Below are 23,439 nucleotides of genomic sequence, written 5' to 3' on the forward strand. Positions count from 1 at the left end.
CATGAAGATCAAGAAGGGCGACCTGGTTCAGGTCATCACCGGTAAGGACAAGGGCAAGCAGGGCAAGGTCATCGCGGCCTTCCCCCGTGAGGACCGTGTCCTGGTCGAGGGTGTCAACCGGGTCAAGAAGCACACCAAGGCCGGTCCGACCGCTCGCGGTTCGCAGGCCGGCGGCATCGTGACCACCGAGGCCCCGATCCACGTCTCCAACGTCCAGCTGGTCGTGGAGAAGGACGGCAACAAGGTCGTCACGCGCGTCGGTTACCGCTTCGACGACGAGGGCAACAAGATCCGCGTTGCCAAGCGGACGGGTGAGGACATCTGATGGCGACCACCACCACTCCGCGTCTGAAGACGAAGTACCGCGAGGAGATCGCGGGCAAGCTGCGTGAGGAGTTCTCCTACGAGAACGTCATGCAGATTCCCGGCCTCGTCAAGATCGTGGTCAACATGGGTGTGGGCGACGCCGCCCGCGACTCCAAGCTGATCGAGGGCGCCATCCGCGACCTCACCACGATCACCGGTCAGAAGCCGGCCGTCACCAAGGCCCGCAAGTCCATCGCGCAGTTCAAGCTGCGTGAGGGTCAGCCGATCGGTGCCCACGTCACGCTTCGTGGCGACCGCATGTGGGAGTTCCTGGACCGCACCCTGTCGCTCGCGCTCCCGCGCATCCGCGACTTCCGCGGCCTGTCCCCCAAGCAGTTCGACGGCCGTGGCAACTACACCTTCGGTCTCACGGAGCAGGTCATGTTCCACGAGATCGACCAGGACAAGATCGACCGCACCCGGGGTATGGACATCACCGTGGTGACCACGGCGACCAACGACGCTGAGGGCCGCGCGCTCCTCCGTCACCTCGGCTTCCCCTTCAAGGAGGCGTGAGCGAGATGGCGAAGAAGGCTCTGATTGCCAAGGCTGCTCGCAAGCCCAAGTTCGGTGTCCGCGGCTACACGCGCTGCCAGCGCTGCGGCCGTCCGCACTCCGTGTACCGCAAGTTCGGCCTGTGCCGCGTGTGCCTTCGTGAGATGGCTCACCGTGGCGAGCTGCCGGGCGTGACCAAGAGTTCCTGGTAATCCGGTAATTCCGGGTTATTCAGACTCTCGGTAAGCATCTGGGTCGGCAGGGGCCCGTCTCCGCATGCCTTAGGCTTGTGGGGTTGGGCGTCTGCCGCCCGTACGACTTACTACGCCGTAGGTCCACCGCGCCGCACCCGTCCCGTCTCGGATCGGGGAGAGGGATGGCGCACCAGGAAACCCCGGCGAGAGAGGCCGAAGGCCAATTCATGACCATGACTGATCCGATCGCAGACATGCTTACGCGTCTGCGGAACGCGAACTCGGCGTACCACGACTCCGTGACGATGCCGGCGTCCAAGATCAAGTCTCACATCGCGGAGATCCTCCAGCAGGAGGGCTTCATCACGGGCTGGAAGGTCGAGGACGCCGAGGTCGGCAAGAACCTCGTTCTCGAGCTGAAGTTCGGCCCGAACCGTGAGCGCTCCATCGCGGGCATCAAGCGGATCTCCAAGCCCGGTCTCCGGGTGTACGCGAAGTCCACCAACCTGCCGAAGGTGCTGGGCGGCCTCGGCGTGGCGATCATCTCCACGTCGCACGGGCTCCTCACCGACAAGCAGGCCGGCAAGAAGGGCGTGGGTGGGGAAGTCCTCGCCTACGTCTGGTAGCGGAAGGGAACGGAGGAAACAGCTATGTCGCGCATCGGCAAGCTCCCCATCGCGGTTCCCGCCGGCGTGGACGTCACCATCGACGGCCGTACGGTCGCGGTCAAGGGCCCCAAGGGCACGCTGACCCACACCGTCGTCGCGCCGATCGACATCGCCAAGGGTGAGGACGGCGTTCTGAACGTCACCCGCCCCAACGACGAGCGTCAGAGCAAGGCCCTGCACGGCCTGTCCCGCACGCTGGTGGCGAACATGATCACCGGCGTGACCCAGGGTTACGTGAAGAAGCTCGAGATCAGCGGTGTCGGTTACCGCGTCGTCGCCAAGGGTTCGAACCTGGAGTTCTCCCTCGGTTACAGCCACCCGATCACCGTCGAGGCCCCCGAGGGCATCACCTTCAAGGTGGAGTCCCCGACCCGCTTCTCGGTCGAGGGCATCGACAAGCAGAAGGTCGGCGAGGTTGCGGCCAACATCCGCAAGCTGCGCAAGCCCGACCCGTACAAGGCCAAGGGCGTCAAGTACGAGGGCGAAGTCATCCGCCGCAAGGTCGGAAAGGCGGGTAAGTAAGCCATGGCATACGGACAGAAGATCCTCAAGGGCGACGCCTACAAGCGCGCCGCGATCAAGCGCCGCCACATCCGGATTCGCAAGAATCTCTCCGGTACGGCGGAGCGTCCGCGTCTGGTCGTGACCCGCTCCAACCGTCACATCGTGGCGCAGGTGATCGACGACCTCAAGGGCCACACCCTGGCGTCGGCGTCCACCCTGGACACCTCGATCCGTGGTGGCGAGGGCGACAAGTCCGCGCAGGCCAAGCAGGTCGGGGCCCTGGTCGCCGAGCGCGCCAAGGCCGCCGGTGTCGAGGCCGTCGTGTTCGACCGTGGTGGCAACCAGTACGCCGGGCGCATCGCCGCTCTGGCGGACGCCGCCCGCGAAGCCGGACTGAAGTTCTGAGCCGGTTCCGTAGCTAGCGGAAAAAGAGAGAGGTAATTCCAATGGCTGGACCCCAGCGCCGCGGAAGCGGTGCCGGTGGCGGCGAGCGGCGGGACCGGAAGGGCCGTGACGGCGGCGCAGCTGCCGCCGAGAAGACCGCTTACGTTGAGCGCGTCGTCGCGATCAACCGCGTCGCCAAGGTTGTGAAGGGTGGTCGTCGCTTCAGCTTCACCGCGCTGGTCGTGGTGGGCGACGGTGACGGCACCGTGGGTGTCGGATACGGCAAGGCCAAGGAGGTGCCGGCCGCCATCGCCAAGGGCGTTGAGGAGGCCAAGAAGCACTTCTTCAAGGTCCCCCGCATCCAGGGCACCATCCCGCACCCCATCCAGGGTGAGAAGGCTGCCGGCGTCGTGCTGCTCAAGCCCGCGTCCCCGGGTACCGGTGTGATCGCCGGTGGTCCGGTGCGCGCCGTGCTCGAGTGCGCCGGTATCCACGACGTGCTGTCGAAGTCGCTCGGCTCCGACAACGCCATCAACATCGTGCACGCGACCGTGGAGGCCCTCAAGGGCCTGCAGCGTCCCGAGGAGATCGCGGCCCGCCGTGGTCTGCCGCTCGAGGACGTCGCCCCCGCGGCTCTTCTCCGTGCGCGTGCCGGGGCGGGTGCGTAATCATGGCGCAGCTCAAGATTACGCAGGTCAAGTCCTACATCGGCAGCAAGCAGAACCACCGTGACACCCTGCGCTCCCTTGGTCTCAAGGGCATCAACACGCAGGTCGTCAAGGAGGACCGCCCCGAGTTCCGCGGCATGGTGCACACCGTCCGCCACCTCGTGACGGTCGAGGAGGTCGACTGATCATGGCGGAGCAGAACCCGCTCAAGATCCACAACCTCCGTCCCGCCCCGGGCGCCAAGACCGCCAAGACCCGTGTGGGTCGTGGTGAGGCGTCGAAGGGTAAGACGGCCGGTCGTGGTACCAAGGGCACGAAGGCCCGTTACCAGGTTCCGGAGCGCTTCGAGGGTGGCCAGATGCCCCTCCACATGCGTCTCCCGAAGCTGAAGGGCTTCAAGAACCCGTTCAAGACCGAGTTCCAGGTCGTGAACCTCGACAAGCTGGCCGCGCTGTACCCCGAGGGTGGCGAGGTCACCGTCGAGGGTCTCGTGGCCAAGGGTGCCGTTCGCAAGAACAGCCTCGTCAAGGTCCTCGGCCAGGGCGAGATCTCCGTGGCGCTGCAGGTGACGGTCGACGCCGTCTCCGGCTCCGCCAAGGAGAAGATCACCGCCGCGGGCGGTACCGTCACCGAGCTCGTCTGAGCCATTCGGGCGTCTCGATGACCTGAACGATCCCGACCGGGGATACTCCACAAAAGGGGTATCCCCGGTTGGTCGTTCCAAGGGCAGTGGTCCCGCCGGTAAGGTGGCCTGCGCTGCCCTCTTTCACGGGTGCCACACATGGGGCACCCTGAACGGCAGTTGGCCGTTATCCCCTAAGTCGTCAGTCGAACCTCAAGACCGTCACCCTTGACGCAGAAGCGCGGGGGTCGCAGGAGGCACCGTGCTCACCGCGTTCGCCCGGGCGTTCAAGACGCCCGACCTGCGCAAGAAGCTGCTCTTCACGCTCGGCATCATCGTGGTGTACCGGCTCGGTACCCACATCCCGATCCCCGGCGTCGACTACAAGAGCGTCCAGGAGTGTGTGGACCAGGCGTCCGGCAACCAGGGCCTCTTCGGTCTGGTCAACATGTTCAGCGGTGGCGCCCTGCTGCAGATCACGGTCTTCGCGCTCGGCATCATGCCGTACATCACGGCGAGCATCATTCTGCAGCTGCTGACCGTGGTGATCCCGCGCCTGGAGGCCCTGAAGAAGGAGGGCCAGGCGGGTACGGCGAAGATCACGCAGTACACCCGCTACCTGACCATGGCGCTCGCCATCCTGCAGGGCACCGGCCTGGTGGCCACCGCCCGCAGCGGCGCCCTCTTCTCCGGCTGCACCGTCGCCGGCCAGATCGTGCCCGACCGCTCGATCTTCAGCACCGTCGTGATGGTGGTCTGCATGACCGCCGGTACGGCCGTCGTCATGTGGCTCGGTGAGCTTCGTCACCGACCGCGGCATCGGCAACGGCATGTCGATCCTGATGTTCATCTCGATCGCCGCGACCTTCCCGTCCGCCCTGTGGGCCATCAAGAAGCAGGGCGACCTGGCGGGCGGCTGGATCGAGTTCGGCACGGTGATCCTGGTCGGCCTGGTGATGGTCGGTCTCGTGGTCTTCGTGGAGCAGGCCCAGCGCCGCATTCCGGTCCAGTACGCGAAGCGCATGATCGGACGCCGTTCCTACGGCGGCACGTCCACGTACATCCCGCTGAAGGTGAACCAGGCGGGTGTGATCCCCGTCATCTTCGCCTCGTCGCTGCTCTACATCCCGGCGCTGATCGTCCAGTTCTCCAACTCGCAGGCGGGCTGGGCCACCTGGATCACGAAGAATCTCGCGGACACGGGGGCGACCCCGCACATCATCCTGTACTTCTTCCTGATCGTGTTCTTCGCCTTCTTCTACGTGGCTATCTCGTTCAACCCCGAGGAAGTCGCCGACAACATGAAGAAGTATGGTGGCTTCATCCCGGGCATCCGGGCTGGCCGACCGACCGCTGAGTACCTGAGCTACGTACTCAACCGGATCACCTGGCCGGGTTCGCTGTACCTGGGTCTGATCGCTCTCGTCCCGACAATGGCGTTGGCTGGTTTCGGGGCAAACCAGAACTTCCCGTTCGGCGGTACCAGCATCCTGATCATCGTGGGTGTGGGTCTCGAGACGGTGAAGCAGATCGAGAGCCAGCTCCAGCAGCGCAATTACGAAGGGTTCCTCCGCTGATGCGAATCGTCCTCGTCGGGCCGCCGGGTGCCGGAAAGGGAACGCAGGCCACCCGCCTTGCCGAGACGCTGCACATTCCGCACATCTCCACGGGAGACCTGTTCCGCGCGAACATCAGCCGGCAGACCGAGCTGGGCAAGCTCGCCAAGTCCTACATGGACGCCGGCAACCTCGTACCGGACGAGGTCACCATCGCCATGGCGAAGGACCGGATGGAGCAGCCCGACGCCGAGGGCGGCTTCCTGCTCGACGGTTTCCCGCGCAACGTGTCGCAGGCCGAGTCGCTGGACGAGCTCCTCCAGACCGAGAACATGAAGCTCGACGCGGTGCTGGACCTGGAGGCCCCCGAGGACGAGGTCGTCAAGCGGATCGCCGGCCGGCGCGTCTGCCGCAACGACTCGGCGCACGTCTTCCACGTGACGTACACCCCGCCGAAGAAGGAAGGCGTCTGCGACGTCTGCGGCGGCGAGCTGTACCAGCGGGACGACGACACCGAGGAGACGGTCCGCACGCGGCTCGAGGTCTACCACACGCAGACCGAGCCGATCATCGACTACTACAAGGCGCAGGGGCTGGTCGTCACCATCTCCGCGATGGGACCGGTGGGCGAGGTCACGACGCGGGCGCTGGAGGCGCTGAAGCGCGACAAGTAGTTCTCGCGTGGCTGCAGCCGCGGTTCCCTCTCGGGGCCGCGGCTGTGGTGTGCCCGGGGTGGGTCGCGCCCGTGGCACGACCGCCCGCGACCTGCCGCGGGGCCCGGCCCCGTATCGTTGAGTGCGTCCGTCTCTCCTCCGGTCCAGAAAGGCCGCAGCCCCCATGGTGCAGATCAAGAGCCCCGAGCAGATCGCCAAGATGCGTGAGGCGGGGCTGGTCGTGGCCGCCATCCACGCGGCGACGCGGGAGGCCGCCGTTCCCGGCGCCACCACCAAGGACCTGGACCAGGTCGCCCGCAAGGTGCTCGCGGAGCACGACGCCAAGCCGAACTTCCTCGGGTACGGCGGATTCCCGGCGACGATCTGCACGTCCGTGAACGAGGTCGTCGTCCACGGCATCCCGTCCGACGACGTCGTCCTCAAGGACGGCGACATCATCTCCATCGACTGCGGCGCGATCATCGACGGCTGGCACGGCGACGCCGCCTACACGGCTTTCGTGGGCTCCGGACACGCCCCGGAGCTGGTCGAGCTCTCCCGGGTGACCGAGGAGTCGATGTGGGCCGGGATCGCGGCGATGAAGCAGGGCAACCGGCTCGTCGACATCTCGCGGGCCGTCGAAACCTACATCCGCCGCCAGCCCAAGCCCGGCGGCGGCAAGTACGGGATCATCGAGGACTACGGCGGCCACGGCATCGGCACCGAGATGCACATGGACCCGCACCTGCTGAACTACGTCGACCGGCGCCGCGGCAAGGGCCCGAAGCTGGTGCCCGGCTTCTGCCTCGCCATCGAGCCGATGGTGTCGCTCGGCACCCCGAGGACCGAGGTCCTGGGGGACGACTGGACGGTCATCACGACCGACGGCACGTGGTCGTCGCACTGGGAGCACTCCGTGGCCCTGACGGAAGAGGGCCCCCTGGTCCTCACGGCGCCCGACGGTGGCAAGGCCAAGCTGGCGGAGCTGGGCGTCACGGCGGCACCGGACCCGCTGGCCTGACGCGGACCCGAGGCGCGTCCGGCGGCCGGGGGCGAAGCCGGCGATGGTGCCCCGCGGGCATGACGATCTCCCTCTTGGGGCAGACTTCCTCGTTTCGCCTTTCCGGGGGTGCTGACGTAGACTGACTCGTCGGCTCCAGTGCACCCCTATGCCTGCGTCTGCTCGCAGGGTGTAGCGGAGTCGATCAAGGTAGTCGATTCGAAGGGCGAAGCGTGGCCAAGAAGCAAGGTGCCATCGAGATCGAGGGCACTGTCGTCGAGTCTCTTCCGAACGCCATGTTCAGGGTCGAGCTCCAGAACGGCCACCAGGTCCTGGCACACATCAGCGGCAAGATGCGCATGCACTACATCCGCATCCTCCCTGACGACCGGGTCGTGGTGGAGCTGTCTCCGTACGACCTGACGCGTGGCCGGATCGTCTACCGGTACAAGTAGATCTTGCCCACGTCCCGCGGCAACGTGCCGGGGGACCGCCGGCAACTGACCCGGAGAACCTCACCCCATGAAGGTCAAGCCGAGCGTCAAGAAGATCTGCGACAAGTGCAGGGTGATCCGCCGTCACGGTCGGGTCATGGTCATCTGCGACAACCCGCGCCACAAGCAGCGCCAGGGCTGACGCACGACCGTTCCCTCCGCGATTCGCAGGACTTCGCGCGACGCGAGCTGAACATGTTCATACGCAGGACCCGGGCACCCAGGTGCCCGACACCCCCGGTTCGGAGGCCGGGGACCCGGTTCGTACCTGATACGGCGACCGGGGACCGGTTCTGTGGAAGACCTCCGACAATCAACTGGAGCCATTGAATGGCACGCGTTTCCGGTGTTGACATCCCGCGCGAAAAGCGCGTGGAGATCGCCCTCACCTACGTGTTCGGCATCGGCCGGACCCTTTCGCAGCAGACGCTGGCCGCCACCGGCGTCGACCCGAACACCCGCGTTCGCGACCTCTCCGAGGAGCAGCTCGTCGCGATCCGCGAGTACGTCGACAGCAACATCAAGACCGAGGGTGACCTCCGTCGCGAGATCCAGGCCGACATCCGCCGCAAGGTCGAGATCGGCACGTACCAGGGTCTGCGGCACCGCCGTGGCCTGCCCGTCCGCGGCCAGCGCACCAGCACCAACGCCCGCACCCGCAAGGGCCCGCGTCGCGCCATCGCCGGTAAGAAGAAGCCGGGCAAGAAGTAGTCCGCAGCGGACTCGCCGTCCAGCGGTCTTCGCTGTAGGACCGACCACCTCCCGTAGGAGAACGACATGCCCCCCAAGGGACGTCAGGGCGCCGCCAAGAAGGTGCGCCGCAAGGAAAAGAAGAACGTCGCTCACGGCCACGCGCACATCAAGAGCACGTTCAACAACACCATCGTGTCGATCACGGACCCGTCCGGCAACGTGATCTCCTGGGCCTCCGCCGGCCACGTCGGCTTCAAGGGCTCCCGGAAGTCCACGCCGTTCGCCGCGCAGATGGCCGCCGAGTCGGCTGCCCGCCGCGCTCAGGAGCACGGCATGCGCAAGGTCGACGTGTTCGTCAAGGGCCCGGGTTCCGGTCGTGAGACCGCCATCCGCTCCCTGCAGGCGACCGGCCTCGAGGTCGGTTCCATCCAGGACGTCACGCCCACCCCGCACAACGGCTGCCGTCCGCCGAAGCGTCGTCGCGTCTGACGCTCGGCACGCGGCGGACGGGCCTCCGGCTGGGGGTGTGGGGGTCGTCCCCCACATGTCGCAGCACGGCTGCCGTCCGCCGAAGCGTCGTCGCGTCTGACGCTCGGCACGCGGCGGACGGGCCTCCGGCTGGGGGTGTGGGGGTCGTCCCCCACATGTCGCAGCACGGCTGCCGTCCGCCGAAGCGTCGTCGCGTCTGATCTCGCTTCGTCAGGGATTTCCGGGCGGTACGGCTCTTTCGGGTCGTACCGCCCGTACCCTTGCAGTACAGAGTCGGGCGTCAAATAGCGGGCGCCCCTGACTGAAGGATTCACTCCATGCTGATCGCTCAGCGTCCCTCGTTGACCGAAGAGGTCGTCGACGAGTTCCGCTCCCGGTTCGTCATCGAGCCGCTGGAGCCGGGCTTCGGCTACACCCTCGGCAACTCCCTCCGCCGCACCCTCCTCTCGTCGATCCCCGGCGCTGCTGTCACCAGCATCCGCATCGACGGTGTCCTGCACGAGTTCACCACCGTGCCGGGCGTCAAGGAGGACGTCACCGACCTGATCCTCAACATCAAGCAGCTGGTCGTCTCCTCGGAGCACGACGAGCCGGTCGTGATGTACCTGCGCAAGCAGGGCCCGGGTCTGGTCACCGCCGCCGACATCGCGCCCCCGGCCGGTGTCGAGGTGCACAACCCCGACCTCGTCCTCGCCACGCTCAACGGCAAGGGCAAGCTGGAGATGGAGCTGACCGTCGAGCGCGGTCGCGGCTACGTCTCCGCCGTGCAGAACAAGCAGGTGGGCCAGGAGATCGGCCGTATCCCGGTCGACTCCATCTACTCGCCGGTTCTCAAGGTCACGTACAAGGTCGAGGCCACGCGTGTCGAGCAGCGCACCGACTTCGACAAGCTGATCGTCGACGTCGAGACGAAGCAGGCCATGCGTCCCCGTGACGCCATGGCGTCGGCCGGCAAGACCCTGGTCGAGCTGTTCGGTCTCGCCCGCGAGCTGAACATCGACGCCGAGGGCATCGACATGGGTCCGTCCCCGACGGACGCCGCGCTCGCCGCCGACCTCGCGCTGCCGATCGAGGAGCTCGAGCTCACCGTCCGGTCGTACAACTGCCTCAAGCGCGAGGGCATCCACTCCGTGGGTGAGCTCGTCGCCCGCTCCGAGGCCGACCTGCTGGACATCCGCAACTTCGGTGCGAAGTCCATCGACGAGGTCAAGGCGAAGCTGGCCGGCATGGGCCTGGCCCTCAAGGACAGCCCGCCCGGATTCGACCCGACCGCCGCTGCCGACGCGTTCGGTGCCGATGACGATGCTGACGCCGGTTTCGTGGAGACCGAGCAGTACTGATTCGGCTGCCGGTCCGCTGTGGCCGGTCGCGCAGTGCCCCGCGCCCCTTCGGGGTGCGGATCCTCCGGGGCGTCTGAAAAGTCGCCCCGGATCTCCGACAGGCGACCGCCTGCTCGGATACTGACTTCGGTACCTGATACGGCCGGGGCAGACACCTAGGAGAAACACCATGCCGAAGCCCACCAAGGGTGCCCGTCTGGGCGGCAGCGCCGCGCACGAGAAGCTGCTCCTCGCGAACCTCGCGAAGTCGCTGTTCGAGCACGGCCGCATCACCACGACCGAGGCGAAGGCGCGCAAGCTGCGTCCGTACGCCGAGCGTCTGGTCACCAAGGCGAAGAAGGGCGACCTTCACAACCGCCGTCAGGTGCTCCAGGTCATCACGGACAAGAGCATCGTCCACACGCTCTTCACCGAGATCGGCCCCCGGTACGAGAACCGTCCCGGTGGTTACACCCGGATCACCAAGATCGGCAACCGCCGTGGCGACAACGCGCCCATGGCCGTCATCGAGCTGGTCGAGGCGCTGACCGTGGCGCAGCAGGCCACCGGCGAGGCCGAGGCCGCGACGAAGCGCGCCGCCAAGGACGCCGACGCCAAGGTCGACACGACCAAGGCCGAGGAGACCACCGAGGCCAAGGCCGACGAGGCCGCCGAGGAGTCGAAGGACGCGTAAGCGTCCTGCCGGGGGCTGTGCGGTCGCGGGTGCGGCTTCGTCGTAGCCGGTCGCGCCCACGCGGCGGAGCCGCAGATCGAGCACAGCCCCGCGCCCCTTGAGGGTGTTGGCGGGTCCGTTCCTTTCGAGGGGCGGGCCCGCCTTCGTGTTGCTGAGAGGATCTCTGGGTGAGTGACGAAGTAGAGGCCGGGTTCGTACGGGTGCGGCTGGACCTTTCCTACGACGGGTCCGAGTTCTCCGGCTGGGCCAAGCAGGCCGGGGGACGGCGCACGGTGCAGGGGGAGATCGAGGACGCCCTGCGGACGGTCACGCGGTCCCGCGAGACGTACGAGCTGACCGTGGCGGGACGGACCGACGCCGGGGTGCACGCCCGGGGTCAGGTCGCCCACGTCGACCTGCCGCGCGAGGTCTGGGCCGAGCACCACGAGAAGCTGCTCAAGCGGCTCGCCGGGCGGCTGTCCCGGGACGTGCGGGTGTGGGCCCTCAGGGAGGCGCCCAGCGGCTTCAACGCCCGGTTCTCGGCGATCTATCGGCGCTACGCCTACCGGGTCACCGACAACCCCGGCGGCGTCGACCCGCTGCTGCGCGGCCACGTCCTGTGGCACGACTGGCCCCTCGACGTGGACGCCATGAACGAGGCGGCCCGCGGGCTGCTGGGGGAGCACGACTTCGCCGCCTACTGCAAGAAGCGGGAGGGGGCCACGACCATCCGGACGCTCCAGGAGCTGAGCCTGGTGCGCGGCGACGACGGCATCGTCACCGCCACGGTCCGGGCCGACGCCTTCTGCCACAACATGGTCCGCTCCCTGATCGGGGCGCTGCTGTTCGTCGGCGACGGCCACCGCGCGCCCGACTGGCCCGCCAAGGTGCTCGCCGCCGGGGTACGGGACTCCGCCGTGCACGTCGTACGGCCGCACGGGCTCACCCTCGAAGAGGTCGGCTACCCGGCGGACGAGCTGCTGGCGGCGCGGAACAAGGAGGCGCGCAACCGGCGGTCCCTGCCGGGGGCCGGCTGCTGCTGAGCCGCTACCCGGCCGTCGCCGCCTCCGACGCCTGGGCCTCGCCGCGCCGGCGTATCTGCCGGAACGCGAACTCGCCCAGGTCGTCGCCGGTGCGGAACACGCCCGTGTCCTTCTGCGTCACGTTCTTGCCGTTCATGAAGCCGGCGATCGTGAAGTAGGCGTAGCGGCCGTAGGAGTTGGTGGTGGAGCGGCAGACCGCGCCCGTGCAGAACGACTTCACGCCGCCGCCGGACAGCGAGCGCACGATGCTCTTCTTGTCGGTCTGGCCCTTGGCCTTCAGCGCCTGCGCCTCGTTGTCGAAGACGGCCACGCCGACCGTCACGGCCATGTCGCCCTTGGTGTAGGTGACGCGGAGCAGCCGGGTGCAGCCGCCCGCGGTGAGGGCCTTCGGCAGGGTGCCCTGCGCGGCGGAGGCACAGGTGCGGGTGTCCGCCGTCGGCCCCTTCTTGTACACGATGTCGCCCATGGTCAGCTGCGTGCCCGGGAAGAGCAGGTCCGGGCTCAGCGGAGCCTTGTCCTTCTTGCTGCTGGACACGAAGTCCTTGGGGTCCAGCGGCGGCGGGGCACTGGTCGGCGCGAACGACGGGGCCGCGGCCGACTGGCTGGGGATGTCCGCGGTCGACGGCAGCTGGGAGGGCGTGTTCGACGCCCGGTCGGAGCCGTTCGCGGACATCACCGCCACGGCGACGGCACTCGCGATCGCCACGGTGGCCAGCGCGCCGCCCCCGATGAACAGCAGGCGGCGCCGCTTGTTACGGGCCTCGGAGGCCTCGGCGAGAGCGGCCCAGTCCGGGGAGTCGCCGCCGCCGCTGTTCCAGGACTGCTGCTGGGATTGCGGTTTCCAGGGATCCCACTGCGACTGAGGTCCCCCCTGCCCAAAGCTCATGGGCGGCATCTTAGACGGGCCGAGAGGCGTGCTGGTGCGCCTCCGGAAGGGCCGCAGCGCCTAGCGTGCCCTTCATGCGGACGGGCAAAAACGACATCTCCGGGTGGTTGGTGCGGCCTGCGGGCGGGCACGCGTGGGCGGCGCTCGGGGCGGTGCTGGTGGCGTCCGCGCTGAGTGCGGCCCGGGTCGCTCCGGACGGCGGGATGGACAACGCGATCGTCGTGCGGGCCGCCCGGACCTGGCTGGCCGGCGGCTCCCCCTACGACGATCCGCACTTCCTCTATCTGCCGAGCGCGGTCCTGGCCGCCGTCCCGCAGGCGCTGCTGCCCACGGCCGTGCTGCGGGTGCTGGCGCCGCTCGCGGTGACGGCGCTGCTGGTCCTGGCCTGGGGTTGCGCGCTGCGCCTGCACCGGGTGCCGTTCGGCAGCCGGCTCGGCGTCCTCGGGCCGATCGGGCTCGCGGCGGGCTTCGCGCCGTTCGGGCACCTGGTGCGGCTCGGCAACTGGACGGTGACGGCGGCGGTGGGCCTGCCGCTGTGCCTGCTGCTGGCCAGCCGGGGGCGGTGGACGGCGGCGGGGGCCGTCATCGGCGCGGCCGTCGCGCTCAAGCCGCTGCTCGCCCCCGTGGTGCTGCTCCTCGTGTTCGCCGGACGGTGGCGGGCCCTGGCGGCGGCCGTCCTGGTGCCCGCGCTGGCCTCCGGAGCGGCGGCGCTGCTGATGCCCGACCCGGCCGGCTTCCTCACCCGCACCCTGCCGTTCCTGGCCCACGGCGACGACGGGTTCCTGCGGCTCTACGAGGCATCCCCGGCGGCCGTCCTGCCCCGGCTGGGAGTCGCCGGGCCGCTCGCACAGGGGGTCGCGGTGGCGGCGGCGCTGGCCGGGGTGCTGTGCGCGTACCTGCGCTGGCGCCGCGCGGACGCCGGGCCGCTGCGGTACGCGGAGACCGGCGCGGGCCTGATGCTGTCGGCCTTCCTGGTCTCCAGGCCGTCGTACGACCACTACCTCCTGGTCGTGGTGCCGCTGCTGCTCGCCGGGCTGCCGTACGCCGGGGCGGTGGCCCGGGGGCCCTGGTTCTGGATCGCGCTGGTGCCCCAGGCGTCGGGGCTGACCTGGCCCTGGCTGGAGGCGGTGCGGCAGCGGGCCTTCAAGGACGCGTTCACGCTGTGCGTGCTGGCGTGGGCGGTGGCGCGACGGGCCCGGGGTGGCACGGCGCCCGCCGCCGGGCACGGCGGCGCCGGGCGCGCGCCGGACACCGCGCGGGTGCCCGCCGCTCCGTTTTGACCCGGCTAGGGCACCCCGGGTACTCTGCACAGTCGTATGTGTATTGGCTTGCTCATTCTCACGTGAGGGGCCCTTACACCGGTCCACCGGGACCGATGACCAGCGACCAGCACGCGGTTTGCGTCACCGCTGTGCGGTCAGGGCTGTCGTGATCGTCTTCGGTGACCTTGTCAGGACCATTCACTGAAGAAGCGAAGGCTACGAACCGTGCGTACGTACAGCCCCAAGCCCGGCGATGTGACGCGCCAGTGGCACGTCATCGACGCTCAGGACGTCGTCCTGGGTCGTCTGGCCTCCACCGCCGCCTCCATCCTGCGTGGCAAGCACAAGCCGATCTACGCGCCCCACGTCGACACCGGTGACTTCGTCATCATCATCAACGCCGACAAGGTGCACCTCTCCGGCAACAAGCGGACCCAGAAGATGGCGTACCGCCACTCCGGTTACCCGGGCGGTCTGCGCTCCGTGCGCTACGACGAGCTGCTGGACAAGAACCCCGAGAAGGCCATCGAGAAGGCCGTCAAGGGCATGCTCCCCAAGAACACGCTGGGCCGTCAGATGCTCTCGAAGCTGAAGGTCTACAAGGGTGACCAGCACCCGCACGGCGCGCAGCAGCCGCAGCCGTTCGAGATCACCCAGGTCGCGCAGTAAGTCCGGCCACCCCCTAAGACTGAAGAGAATCTGAGGAGCATCGTGGCCGAGACCACTGCCGAGCAGCCGCTCGAAGAGATCGACATCGACAGCTACACCACCGAGTCCGAGGTCCCCGTCGAGGGCGAGTACACCTCGGAGTCCATGGCGTCCCGCTTCGGCGAGCCCCAGCCGGCCGCCGGCCTGGGCCGTCGCAAGAACGCCATCGCCCGTGTCCGGATCGTCCCGGGCACCGGCAAGTGGAAGATCAACGGTCGCACCCTCGAGGACTACTTCCCGAACAAGGTGCACCAGCAGGAAGTCAACGAGCCCTTCAAGGTGCTCGAGCTCGAGGGCCGTTACGACGTCATCGCCCGCATCGCGGGTGGCGGTGTCTCCGGTCAGGCCGGTGCGCTCCGTCTCGGTGTCGCCCGTGCGCTGAACGAGGCCGACGTCGACAACAACCGCGGCCCGCTGAAGAAGGCCGGCTTCCTCAAGCGCGACGACCGTGCGGTCGAGCGCAAGAAGGCCGGTCTGAAGAAGGCCCGCAAGGCTCCGCAGTACAGCAAGCGCTAAGCCTCGCTGCCTGTACTCCGAACGCCCCGGCGGCACGCCACTGTGCCGCCGGGGCGTTCGTTTATCTCCGTCGTTGGGCGTATAACGGCACAAGACGTTGAGATGCTCAGACATTCAGACGCTCAGACGCTCAGACGTTCAAAGGCTTGTGTGATCGGATGGCCGAGCCGCGCGGTGCGACGCGTGACCGGTACGACGGGAGCCGGCTGCGCGGGCCGCACCAGCAGCCGCTCCCGGAATGACGTTTCCTCAGGAGGACAAGTGGGACGACTCTTCGGCACGGACGGCGTGCGCGGTGTCGCCAACGCGGATCTGACGGCCGAGCTGGCGCTCGGTCTCTCCGTCGCCGCGGCGCACGTACTGGCCGAGGCGGGCACCTTCGCCGGACACCGCCCGACCGCGGTGGTCGGGCGGGACCCGCGCGCCTCCGGGGAGTTCCTGGAGGCCGCCGTGGTCGCGGGCCTGGCCAGCGCCGGCGTGGACGTGCTGCGGGTCGGCGTGCTGCCGACGCCCGCGGTGGCCCACCTCACCGGCGCGCTCGGCGCCGACCTCGGCGTGATGCTCTCCGCGAGCCACAACGCCATGCCCGACAACGGCATCAAGTTCTTCGCCCGCGGCGGCCACAAGCTCGCCGACGAGCTGGAGGACCGCATCGAGTCCGTGTACGCGGAGCACCGCACCGACGCCTCCTGGGAGCGCCCGACCGGCGCCGGCGTCGGCCGCGTCCGCGACTACGACGAGGGGCTCGACCAGTACGTCGCCCACCTCGTCGGCGTCCTCCCGAACCGCCTCGACGGGCTGAAGATCGTCCTGGACGAGGCGCACGGCGCCGCCTCCCGGGTCTCGCCGGAGGCGTTCGCGCGGGCCGGCGCGGAGCTCGTCACCATCGGCGCGGTGCCGGACGGCCTCAACATCAACGACGGCTGCGGCTCCACCCACCTGGACCTGCTCAAGGCCGCCGTCGTCGAGCACGGCGCCGACCTCGGCATCGCCCACGACGGCGACGCCGACCGCTGCCTGGCCGTGGACCACACCGGCGCCGAGGTCGACGGCGACCAGATCCTCGCCGTGCTCGCGCTGGCGATGCGGGAGCGGGACGCGCTGCGCTCCGACACCGTCGTCGCCACCGTCATGTCCAACCTGGGCTTCAAGCTGGCCATGGAGCGCGAGGGCATCCGGTTCGTGCAGACCGGCGTCGGCGACCGGTACGTGCTGGAGGAGATGAAGGCCCACGGATACGCCCTCGGCGGCGAGCAGTCCGGCCACGTCATCATCCTCGACCACGCCACCACCGGCGACGGCACGCTGACCGGCCTGATGCTGGCGGCGCGGGTCGCCCAGACCGGCCGTACGCTCCAGGACCTCGCGTCCGTGATGGAGCGGCTGCCGCAGGTGCTGATCAACGTGCCCGACGTGGACAGGGCGCGGGTGAAGACGTCCGCGGAGCTGGCGACCGCCGTCACGGAGGCCGAGCGCGAGCTGGGCAGCACCGGGCGCGTCCTGCTGCGTCCCTCGGGGACCGAGCCGCTGGTGCGGGTCATGGTCGAGGCGGCGGACATCGAGCAGGCGCGGTCCGTCGCGGGGCGGCTGGCCGACGCGGTGAAGTCGGCGCTCGGGTAGTTCCGCGGTGCCGGGTCCGGGGCGGGGGCCTCTGTGCGGTGCGGGCCGCGACGCCGTCGCGGCCGGTCGCGCCCACGCGGCGGAGCCGCGGATCAGCGGCTCCCCGCGTCCCCGGGGTGATCTCCCCGCCCGGCAGCGGCACCTGACCGCCCGTCAGCGTGCCTCCGGCTTGGTGAGGCGGCCGCGCTGGGTCGCCCACAGGGCCTTCTGGACCAGCAGCGTCAGCGTGCCGGCCACGACGATGCCGGCCAGGTTCAGCACGAGCTGCTCGCTGGAGCCCACCGTCTGCCCCATGTCGCCGAAGCTCAGGGCCACGGCCGCGTTCGCGGCGGCCGGGACCGTGGTGACGGAGATGGCGACGCCGACCAGCGCGCCGGACTTCGCCGAGGTCAGCGACAGCGTGCCCGCGATCCCGGCGAGGACCGCCACCACGAACGAGAAGGCGTCGGGGGCGTAGACGAAGCCGGTGTTGGGCCGGTCGCCCTCCAGCTTGCCCTCGCTGAACAGGTCGAACGCGGCCATGATCCAGCTGAAGCCGACCGTCACCGCCATCGCCGCCGCGAAGCCCACCAGCAGGGCGGTCAGCGAGCGCAGGGCCAGGCGCGGCGCGCGCTGGACGATCGCGGTGCAGATGCCCGCCAGCGGCCCGAACTCCGGGCCGACCGCCATCGCGCCCACGATCAGGACGGCGTTGTCGAGCACCACGCCGCAGGCCGCGATCATCGTGGCGAGCGTGATGAAGGCGACGTAGGTGACGGAGAGGGTCGACTCCTCGTGCGTCGCCTCCTCGAGCTGCTCCCACAGCACGGCGTCCGCGGGTTCGCCCGGGGCGTCCTTCTCCGCCTCGTCGGCGTGCCGGGAGAGCGACAGGTCGATGTTCTCGGCGGTGATGGCGCCGAGGTCGTCGACGCCCAGCGCCCGGAGCCCGCCCACGAGCTCGTCGCCCGCCTCGCGGGCCACGTCGCACAGCACGACGTCGCCCTCCGGGACCCGGGCGGCGCCGGGCAGGACGACGAGGTGGGTGGTGCCGACCGTCCGGTCGATCAGCCGGACCACCTCGTCGGTCAGGTCGGCCGGAGTGATCAGACGCAGATGCAGCATCCGGTATTTCTACCGGCAAGCGGGGGCCGCCGTCACAGCTTCCGCAGGCGCAGGCGCTGCACCTTGTGGTCCGGCCCCTTGCGCAGGATCAGGGTGGCCCGGCCCCGGGTGGGGGCCACGTTCTCCACCAGGTTCGGCTTGTTGATGGTGCGCCAGGTGGTGCGGGCGTAGTCGAGGGCCTCCTCCTCCGACACCTGGGTGTACTTGCGGAAGTACGAGGACGGGTTCTGGAAGGCGGTCGCGCGCAGCTTGCGAAAGCGGCTGAGGTACCAGTGCTCGATGTCCTCGGTGCGGGCGTCGACGTACACGCTGAAGTCGAAGTAGTCGGCGAGGCCGACCCTGGTGCGGCCGTCCTTGCCGGGCAGGGCCGGCTGGAGCACGTTGAGGCCCTCGACGATCAGGATGTCGGGGCGGCGCACCACGAGCTTCTCGTCCGGGACGATGTCGTAGATGAGGTGCGAGTAGACGGGGGCGGTCACCTCGGCCTTGCCCGCCTTGATGTCGGCGACGAACCGGGTGAGCGCCCGGCGGTCGTACGACTCGGGGAAACCTTTCCGCGACATCAGGCCGCGGGCCTCCAGCTCCTTCGTGGGCAGCAGGAAGCCGTCGGTCGTGACCAGTTCGACGCGTGGGTGCTCGGGCCAGCGGGACAGCAGCGCCTGGAGGAGCCGGGCGACGGTGGACTTGCCGACCGCGACCGAGCCGGCGACCCCTATGACGAAGGGCGTGCCGGACTGCGAGCCCTGCTCTCCGAGGAAGGTGTTCAGCGCGCCGCGCAGTCCGTCGGTGGCGCCGACGTAGAGGTTGAGGAGCCGGGACAGCGGGAGGTAGATGTCCCGCACCTCGTCGAGGTCGATGACGTCGCCGAGGCCGCGCAGCTTCTCCACCTCCTCGGCGGTCAGTGGCAGCGGCGTCTTGTCGCGCAGCGCGCTCCACTCGGGGCGGGTGAGGTCGACGTAGGGAGTCGCCTCCGGCCTGGACCGGTGGGCGCTCCGGGGCATCGAGGGGACCGGAGAGATCACAGTCCATTGTTAACGCTGTACGAACGGGGCGGCAGGTGGGCTGCGTCACGCCGGACGGTGCGCCGGCGGTTCAAGATCACGCGGGCGTCACGTTCGGATACCGGGTGATCGAGGAGCGGTCGTCTGTGTGCTTCCTGTGCGTACAGTGCGCGCGAAGCATGCGGAGCTCCTCCGCTGCACTGGCAGAAAGAGTCACACCACGTGAGATCGACCGCTGTTCGCCGTTCCGCCCTGGCTGCCGGCACCGCGGCCCTGGCCCTCCTCGTCACCGCCTGCGGCGGGTCCTCCGACGACGGCGACAAGGCCGGTGACGGCAAGACCGGCGGCGGCAAGGACGCCTCCGCCGCCCCGGCCGCCAAGGCCCTGACGGCCGCCGAGCTGGAGAAGGTCGCCCTCGCGCAGGCGGACGTCAAGAACGGCAAGGTCACCAAGGCCGCCCCGACGGACGACATCCCGCAGGACCAGGTGAAGGCCGAGAAGACCGAGTGCCAGCCGCTCGTCTTCGCGCAGACCGGCGTGGCGGCGGGCAAGCCCGCGGCCACGGTGAAGCGGTCCTGGACCGAGGAGCCGAAGAAGCCGGCCGGGGACGACGTGTCCGAGGAGGCGCTCAACGCCGCGTTCGACCTGGACAAGGTGCTGGTGACGCTGGCCTCCTACGAGGACGGCGGCGCCGAGACGGTCCTGGGGGACCTGAAGGCGGCCGTGGGCCGTTGCGCCGGCGGCCTCTCCTACACCGCGGCCGGTGAGAAGGCCAAGGTCGCCAAGGTGACCGAGGACAAGGCGCCCGGCGGTGCCGACGAGGCGGTCGCGGTGACGCTGACCATGGTCGGTGACGAGGGCGACGCCTTCCCGGTCAAGGCCGTCGTCGCCCGCAAGGGCTCCACGGTGGCGTCGTTCACCGTGCTGAACCTGGCCGCCGCCGCCACGGGCAAGGACTTCCCCTTCCCCACGGAGATCAGCGACGCCCAGCTCGCCAAGCTGGGCTGACCGCGCCGCGGAGGCCTCGGCCCTCGCGGTTCAGCCCGTCGAGACCGCGCCGGCCGGGGCAACTCGCTGCCAGTCGGTCGTGTAGACGCCGCTGCCGGGACCGGTCTCCGCGGCGCTGGCCACGCCTCCGTTGCTCTGCACCACCAGGGCGTCGACGCGGCCGTCGCCGAGGAGAACCGTGTTCACGGAGACCGCCGCCTGGGCGGGGGCGAGGGACCGCCACGTCTCGCTCCAGGGGCCGTTCGGTGACGTCTCGACGCGGCTCATCACGCCGCCGCTGGACTGTACGACGACGAGGCTCAGACGACCGTCCCGGAGGTCTTGACCGCGTCGGCCGAGGCGAAGCCCTTCCAGCCGGAGAGCGAGCCACCCGGGCTGGTCTCGTAGTTGCGGGAGATGCCACCGTTGGTCTGGGTGACGAAGATGTCGAAGCGGCCGTCGGAGTGAATGGTGGCCTCGACCGATGCGGCACCGCCGGCGTCCAGGAGTCCGTTCCAGCCGCTCCAGGAGCCGCCGGGGCTGGTCTCAGAGTTCCGCGAGACGCCGCCGTTGGACTGGAGGATCACTACGCCGAGACGTCCGTCGGCGTGGGTTCCGACCGAGATGTTGGTCCCGCTGACGGGAGTGACACCGGCCCGCGGGGCCCCGGTCAGTGCGGCCCCGGAGTCGGCGAAGCTTCCCCACCCGCTCCACGGACCGTTGGGACGGGTCTCGTGGTTGCGTGCCACGCCGCCGTTGGACTGCACGATGAAGACGTTCAGGCTGCCGTCCTTCTGATTGGCCACGGCGATGTTGCTTCCGTCCCCGGCCGACAGCGCCGTGCTGGCGGCGCCGGCTTCCGCGAGGCCGGACCAGTCGTTCCAGCCCCCGGAGGCGTTGGTCTCGGAGACGTGGGAGACGCCGCCGTTGGTCTGGATCGCGAAGACGTCCATGCGCCCGTCCGCGTGGGTGCCGACCGTGAAGGAGGCGGCCGCGCCGGCCGGGGCGAACGACTTCCAGCCTCTCCACGAGCCGCCCGCGCTGGTCTCGTAGTTGCGCGCGATGCCACCGTTGCTCTGCAGCATGAACAGGCTCAGCCGGCCGTCGGAGTGCCGGGCGACCTTGAGCTGAGTGCCGGAACCGGCCGGGGCGAAGTTCTCCCAGTCGCTCCAGGCTCCGTAGGCGCTCGTCTGGTACCGGCGCGTCACGCCACCGTTCGTCTGGAGGGTGAACACTTCCACCCGGCCGTCGGGGTGAACCCCGGTGACCACGCTGCTGGCAGCGTCGGCCGGGGCGAAGCCCGGGGCCCATCCGCTCCAGCCGCCGGAGGGCGAGGTCTCGATGTTGCGTGCGACGGCACCGTTCGACTGTGTGATGAAGGTGTCCAGCCGCCCGTCGCGGGTGTGGGCGACGGACAAGGTCCCCTGGCCGTCAGCGAAACCCGAGGCAACGGGCTGTGCGGCGTCGTCGACCACGTTGTCGTAGCGAATGGCCTGGTAGACGCTAGTGGGCCAGCCGGCCAGCGAGCTGGCGTTGATGTTGCCCGTGTACTTGTTCGTCAGTACCGAGGGGTTGTTCTCGGCGAAGTAGGTGAACGTGCCGGCCGACTTGTCCTGCCAACCGCCGAACAGGAGACCGCCGCCTGGGCGGGGGCGAGGGACCGCCACGGAGCCCCGTTCTTCCGTCTCGGCTGCTGGTGTTCGACCGTACCGTCGCGGTCGTGCCCATCGATCCGGCCAACTCCCGCGCGGGCGCGCTCTGCACCCGGTCACCCGGGATCATCGCATCGCTGATCAGTCTCTTCGAGCAGACCTGGCGCTCGGCCGTGCCGCTCGGCGCGGACCGGCCGCAGCCGGACGAAAGCGGTCTTTCCGGGAACGAGCGGGAGCTGCTCAAGCTGCTCGCCTCCGGCCTCACGGACGAGGCGGCCGGGAAGCGACTCGGTGTGTCCCTGCGTACGGTGCGTCGCCAGATGGCCGCCCTCATGGAGCGCCTCAACGCTTCGAGCCGGTTCGAGGCGGGACTCAAGGCCGCACAGCGCGGCTGGCTCTGACCCGGACGGGCTGTTAGGCAGGTCCACCGACACACCCGTCCCGAGCGGACCCGGTGAGTCGGTTATCGTTCCCCGGTGCGGCGCCTGTGGCCGGAGAGGACTGCTCTCTGTTCGAGCCAAGGGGCTTCCACGGAGCCGGCGCAACCTCCGGGTTCGTCCGCCGGTTCCCGGAACGAGGGCCTCGGAGCCCTGCCAGTGGAGCTACACCGGATGGTGAAGGATGACCCAAACGGACCACAGGAGTCTCGGTGACGCGGCCACGGGGCCGTCAGGGAGAGCGTCGGGCTCGTCGGAGGCAGTGCTGCCGGAGGCGACCCACCTGCCCGTCGAGGCCGGGCCGGTCGTCCGTGGGGACCGGCTCGCCGCGCTGGACGGGTTGCGCTTCCTGGCAGCACTGTCGGTGGTGCTCTTCCACTTCGTCGGTCAGACTCCTGGCGGGATGAGGTTCGTATGGGGCCGTCCCTACGAGGAGATGTTCCCCGACGCACACGGCTACTTCGCCTTCGGTCGGCTGGGCGTGGAGCTCTTCTTCCTGATCAGCGGTTTCGTGATCTGCATGAGCGCGTGGGGCCGGACTCCGCGCGACTTCTTCATTTCCCGCGTCACTCGCCTGTACCCGATGTACTGGGTGGCGATCGCGGTGTCGGCGTCCGTCATCTACCTGTTCGACACACCCTTCGGGCGCCCCAACCCGCGGATGCTCTTCGCCAACCTGACCATGCTCCAGACCCCGCTGGGTGTGGACAACCTCGACGCGGTGTACTGGACGCTCTGGCCGGAGCTCTGCTTCTACCTGACCTTCTCGGTCGTGGTCTGGAAGGGCCTCACCTACCAGCGAGTGGTCGTCTTCTGCGGCCTGTGGACGGTCGCCGCGGTGCTGACCCCTGCGGCCGACATGCCGCTGCTCGACCTGCTGGTCAACCCGACGTCCGCTCCGTTCTTCATCGGCGGCATGGCCTTCTACCTCATGTACCGCTTTCGTCCGACGCCCCTGCTGTGGGGCATCGTCGGTATGTCGTGGCTGCTCGCCCAGCACTTCATGCTGGCTCCTCACGGAGGCCGCAACAACTGGGAGACCTGGGCGCCCTGGCGCGGCTGGTTGATCCTGGTGACCACGGTCTTCTTCCTCCTGATCGCCGCCATCGCGCTCGGCTGGACCCGCTGGCTCCGCTGGCGCTGGCTGACCGTCGGAGGGACGCTCACTTTCCCGCTGTACCTTCTGCACGACGTGATCGGCATGTCCATCGCCCACCACTACGGGGGCCGCGTCGATCCGCGCGTGCTGGTCGTCGTCACGGTGGTGGGACTGGTGGCCCTGTCGTACGTCGTACAGCGGTTCGTGGAGCGTCCGATCGCGCTTGCCTCAAGGCGGTGGCTGAAGAGCGCCGAATTCGGTTGGAAGCAGCCGGCCCGGCGTCACTGAGTGGGTGCGCGGCTTGCCGAGCCGGGCTGATCACCCCCACGGGGCCTCGGAGCTCGCTCCG

General features: G+C 69.2%; 30 protein-coding genes and 1 pseudogene. 26 read left to right on the forward strand and 5 right to left on the reverse strand.

The genetic code is table 11. The features are described from left to right. The first annotated feature begins 1 nt into the window (after position 1). The 19 genes and pseudogenes from rplX (at position 2) to truA (ending at position 11,821) form a co-directional block, all read left to right on the forward strand. On the forward strand, positions 2 to 325 hold the full coding sequence (gene rplX / locus AC0VYN_RS03250) for a 50S ribosomal protein L24 (protein ID WP_003992365.1): 324 nt from the start codon (positions 2 to 4) through the stop codon (positions 323 to 325). Beyond that, a complete protein-coding gene (rplE, locus tag AC0VYN_RS03255) occupies positions 325 to 882 on the forward strand; it encodes a 50S ribosomal protein L5 (protein WP_003974255.1) in 558 nt (185 codons plus the stop codon). Before rplX ends, rplE begins: the two co-directional genes overlap by 1 nt. Positions 883 to 887: 5 nt before the next feature. Continuing rightward, the gene (locus AC0VYN_RS03260) at positions 888 to 1,073 is read left to right on the forward strand and encodes a type Z 30S ribosomal protein S14 (protein WP_003948630.1); all 186 of its coding nucleotides are present in this window, start codon (positions 888 to 890) and stop codon (positions 1,071 to 1,073) included. Between the two features lie 209 nt (positions 1,074 to 1,282). Further along, positions 1,283 to 1,681, forward strand: coding sequence for a 30S ribosomal protein S8 (gene rpsH, locus AC0VYN_RS03265; protein ID WP_007384075.1), 399 nt, complete (start codon positions 1,283 to 1,285; stop codon positions 1,679 to 1,681). A gap of 24 nt (positions 1,682 to 1,705) precedes the next feature. Then, entirely contained in the window at positions 1,706 to 2,245 is a 540-nt protein-coding gene (gene rplF / locus AC0VYN_RS03270) for a 50S ribosomal protein L6 (RefSeq protein ID WP_217143310.1), read from the forward strand. A gap of 3 nt (positions 2,246 to 2,248) precedes the next feature. Then, complete coding sequence (gene rplR / locus AC0VYN_RS03275) at positions 2,249 to 2,632, forward strand: 50S ribosomal protein L18 (RefSeq protein WP_071373345.1); 384 nt, start codon at positions 2,249 to 2,251, stop codon at positions 2,630 to 2,632. Between the two features lie 41 nt (positions 2,633 to 2,673). After that, complete coding sequence (gene rpsE, locus AC0VYN_RS03280) at positions 2,674 to 3,279, forward strand: 30S ribosomal protein S5 (RefSeq protein WP_019753099.1); 606 nt, start codon at positions 2,674 to 2,676, stop codon at positions 3,277 to 3,279. A 2-nt stretch (positions 3,280 to 3,281) separates the two neighbouring features. Beyond that, the gene (gene rpmD, locus AC0VYN_RS03285) at positions 3,282 to 3,464 is read left to right on the forward strand and encodes a 50S ribosomal protein L30 (RefSeq protein WP_003974250.1); all 183 of its coding nucleotides are present in this window, start codon (positions 3,282 to 3,284) and stop codon (positions 3,462 to 3,464) included. A gap of 2 nt (positions 3,465 to 3,466) precedes the next feature. Then, a complete protein-coding gene (gene rplO / locus AC0VYN_RS03290) occupies positions 3,467 to 3,922 on the forward strand; it encodes a 50S ribosomal protein L15 (RefSeq protein WP_023547373.1) in 456 nt (151 codons plus the stop codon). 241 nt (positions 3,923 to 4,163) lie between these two features. Continuing rightward, positions 4,164 to 5,478, forward strand: a pseudogene (secY, locus tag AC0VYN_RS03295) (preprotein translocase subunit SecY). After that, positions 5,478 to 6,131 (forward strand): adenylate kinase, encoded by a 654-nt coding sequence (locus AC0VYN_RS03300; protein ID WP_475534693.1) that lies wholly within the window; start codon positions 5,478 to 5,480, stop codon positions 6,129 to 6,131. Before secY ends, AC0VYN_RS03300 begins: the two are co-directional and overlap by 1 nt. Before the next feature lie 163 nt (positions 6,132 to 6,294). Further along, a complete protein-coding gene (gene map, locus AC0VYN_RS03305) occupies positions 6,295 to 7,131 on the forward strand; it encodes a type I methionyl aminopeptidase (RefSeq protein ID WP_385459746.1) in 837 nt (278 codons plus the stop codon). 212 nt (positions 7,132 to 7,343) lie between these two features. Further along, positions 7,344 to 7,565 (forward strand): translation initiation factor IF-1, encoded by a 222-nt coding sequence (gene infA, locus AC0VYN_RS03310; RefSeq protein WP_004927214.1) that lies wholly within the window; start codon positions 7,344 to 7,346, stop codon positions 7,563 to 7,565. A gap of 67 nt (positions 7,566 to 7,632) precedes the next feature. Continuing rightward, on the forward strand, positions 7,633 to 7,746 hold the full coding sequence (rpmJ, locus tag AC0VYN_RS03315) for a 50S ribosomal protein L36 (protein ID WP_003974245.1): 114 nt from the start codon (positions 7,633 to 7,635) through the stop codon (positions 7,744 to 7,746). A 188-nt stretch (positions 7,747 to 7,934) separates the two neighbouring features. Continuing rightward, complete coding sequence (rpsM, locus tag AC0VYN_RS03320) at positions 7,935 to 8,315, forward strand: 30S ribosomal protein S13 (protein ID WP_024883210.1); 381 nt, start codon at positions 7,935 to 7,937, stop codon at positions 8,313 to 8,315. A 66-nt stretch (positions 8,316 to 8,381) separates the two neighbouring features. Next, a complete protein-coding gene (gene rpsK / locus AC0VYN_RS03325) occupies positions 8,382 to 8,786 on the forward strand; it encodes a 30S ribosomal protein S11 (RefSeq protein ID WP_003956432.1) in 405 nt (134 codons plus the stop codon). 317 nt (positions 8,787 to 9,103) lie between these two features. Beyond that, entirely contained in the window at positions 9,104 to 10,126 is a 1,023-nt protein-coding gene (locus tag AC0VYN_RS03330) for a DNA-directed RNA polymerase subunit alpha (protein WP_003966937.1), read from the forward strand. A 169-nt stretch (positions 10,127 to 10,295) separates the two neighbouring features. Then, positions 10,296 to 10,799 (forward strand): 50S ribosomal protein L17, encoded by a 504-nt coding sequence (gene rplQ / locus AC0VYN_RS03335; protein WP_386920442.1) that lies wholly within the window; start codon positions 10,296 to 10,298, stop codon positions 10,797 to 10,799. A 167-nt stretch (positions 10,800 to 10,966) separates the two neighbouring features. Then, positions 10,967 to 11,821, forward strand: a complete 855-nt coding sequence (truA, locus tag AC0VYN_RS03340; protein WP_475534694.1) for a tRNA pseudouridine(38-40) synthase TruA — start codon at positions 10,967 to 10,969, stop codon at positions 11,819 to 11,821. A gap of 4 nt (positions 11,822 to 11,825) precedes the next feature. On the opposite strand, the gene AC0VYN_RS03345 is transcribed toward truA, so the two are convergent. Next, positions 11,826 to 12,707 (reverse strand): hypothetical protein, encoded by an 882-nt coding sequence (locus tag AC0VYN_RS03345; protein ID WP_475534695.1) that lies wholly within the window; start codon positions 12,705 to 12,707, stop codon positions 11,826 to 11,828. Positions 12,708 to 12,781: 74 nt separating this feature from the next. On the opposite strand from AC0VYN_RS03345, the gene AC0VYN_RS03350 reads away from it, so the two are divergent. From AC0VYN_RS03350 to glmM, 4 genes are all read left to right on the forward strand, one after another. Next, positions 12,782 to 13,987 (forward strand): glycosyltransferase 87 family protein, encoded by a 1,206-nt coding sequence (locus AC0VYN_RS03350; RefSeq protein WP_475534696.1) that lies wholly within the window; start codon positions 12,782 to 12,784, stop codon positions 13,985 to 13,987. A gap of 207 nt (positions 13,988 to 14,194) precedes the next feature. Then, positions 14,195 to 14,638, forward strand: a complete 444-nt coding sequence (gene rplM, locus AC0VYN_RS03355) for a 50S ribosomal protein L13 (protein ID WP_055632362.1) — start codon at positions 14,195 to 14,197, stop codon at positions 14,636 to 14,638. Between the two features lie 42 nt (positions 14,639 to 14,680). Continuing rightward, positions 14,681 to 15,193: a 30S ribosomal protein S9 gene (rpsI, locus tag AC0VYN_RS03360; RefSeq protein WP_077796742.1), complete on the forward strand. Its 513-nt coding sequence runs from the start codon at positions 14,681 to 14,683 to the stop codon at positions 15,191 to 15,193. 261 nt (positions 15,194 to 15,454) lie between these two features. Beyond that, the gene (gene glmM / locus AC0VYN_RS03365) at positions 15,455 to 16,813 is read left to right on the forward strand and encodes a phosphoglucosamine mutase (protein WP_475534697.1); all 1,359 of its coding nucleotides are present in this window, start codon (positions 15,455 to 15,457) and stop codon (positions 16,811 to 16,813) included. Positions 16,814 to 16,966: 153 nt separating this feature from the next. On the opposite strand, the gene AC0VYN_RS03370 is transcribed toward glmM, so the two are convergent. Both AC0VYN_RS03370 and coaA read right to left on the reverse strand, forming a co-directional pair. After that, complete coding sequence (locus AC0VYN_RS03370) at positions 16,967 to 17,914, reverse strand: DUF389 domain-containing protein (protein ID WP_475534698.1); 948 nt, start codon at positions 17,912 to 17,914, stop codon at positions 16,967 to 16,969. 32 nt (positions 17,915 to 17,946) lie between these two features. Then, positions 17,947 to 18,915, reverse strand: a complete 969-nt coding sequence (gene coaA / locus AC0VYN_RS03375; protein WP_385459787.1) for a type I pantothenate kinase — start codon at positions 18,913 to 18,915, stop codon at positions 17,947 to 17,949. 222 nt (positions 18,916 to 19,137) lie between these two features. On the opposite strand from coaA, the gene AC0VYN_RS03380 reads away from it, so the two are divergent. Then, positions 19,138 to 19,923 carry a hypothetical protein gene (locus AC0VYN_RS03380; protein ID WP_475534699.1) on the forward strand — a complete coding sequence of 262 codons (786 nt, stop codon included), beginning with the start codon at positions 19,138 to 19,140 and terminating at the stop codon, positions 19,921 to 19,923. Between the two features lie 30 nt (positions 19,924 to 19,953). Here the strand turns inward: AC0VYN_RS03380 and AC0VYN_RS03385 are convergent, their stop codons facing one another. Beyond that, the gene (locus AC0VYN_RS03385) at positions 19,954 to 20,190 is read right to left on the reverse strand and encodes a hypothetical protein (RefSeq protein WP_475534700.1); all 237 of its coding nucleotides are present in this window, start codon (positions 20,188 to 20,190) and stop codon (positions 19,954 to 19,956) included. Positions 20,191 to 20,222: 32 nt separating this feature from the next. Then, complete coding sequence (locus tag AC0VYN_RS03390) at positions 20,223 to 21,569, reverse strand: DUF8189 domain-containing protein (protein WP_475534701.1); 1,347 nt, start codon at positions 21,567 to 21,569, stop codon at positions 20,223 to 20,225. 53 nt (positions 21,570 to 21,622) lie between these two features. On the opposite strand from AC0VYN_RS03390, the gene AC0VYN_RS03395 reads away from it, so the two are divergent. Both AC0VYN_RS03395 and AC0VYN_RS03400 read left to right on the forward strand, forming a co-directional pair. After that, positions 21,623 to 21,955 (forward strand): response regulator transcription factor, encoded by a 333-nt coding sequence (locus tag AC0VYN_RS03395; protein ID WP_475534702.1) that lies wholly within the window; start codon positions 21,623 to 21,625, stop codon positions 21,953 to 21,955. A gap of 298 nt (positions 21,956 to 22,253) precedes the next feature. After that, a complete protein-coding gene (locus AC0VYN_RS03400; protein ID WP_475534703.1) occupies positions 22,254 to 23,378 on the forward strand; it encodes an acyltransferase family protein in 1,125 nt (374 codons plus the stop codon). Positions 23,379 to 23,439 lie beyond the last annotated feature (61 nt).

Source organism: Streptomyces sp. 63XJN7_1_ISO-PGPR-S23-121 (assembly GCF_056173025.1).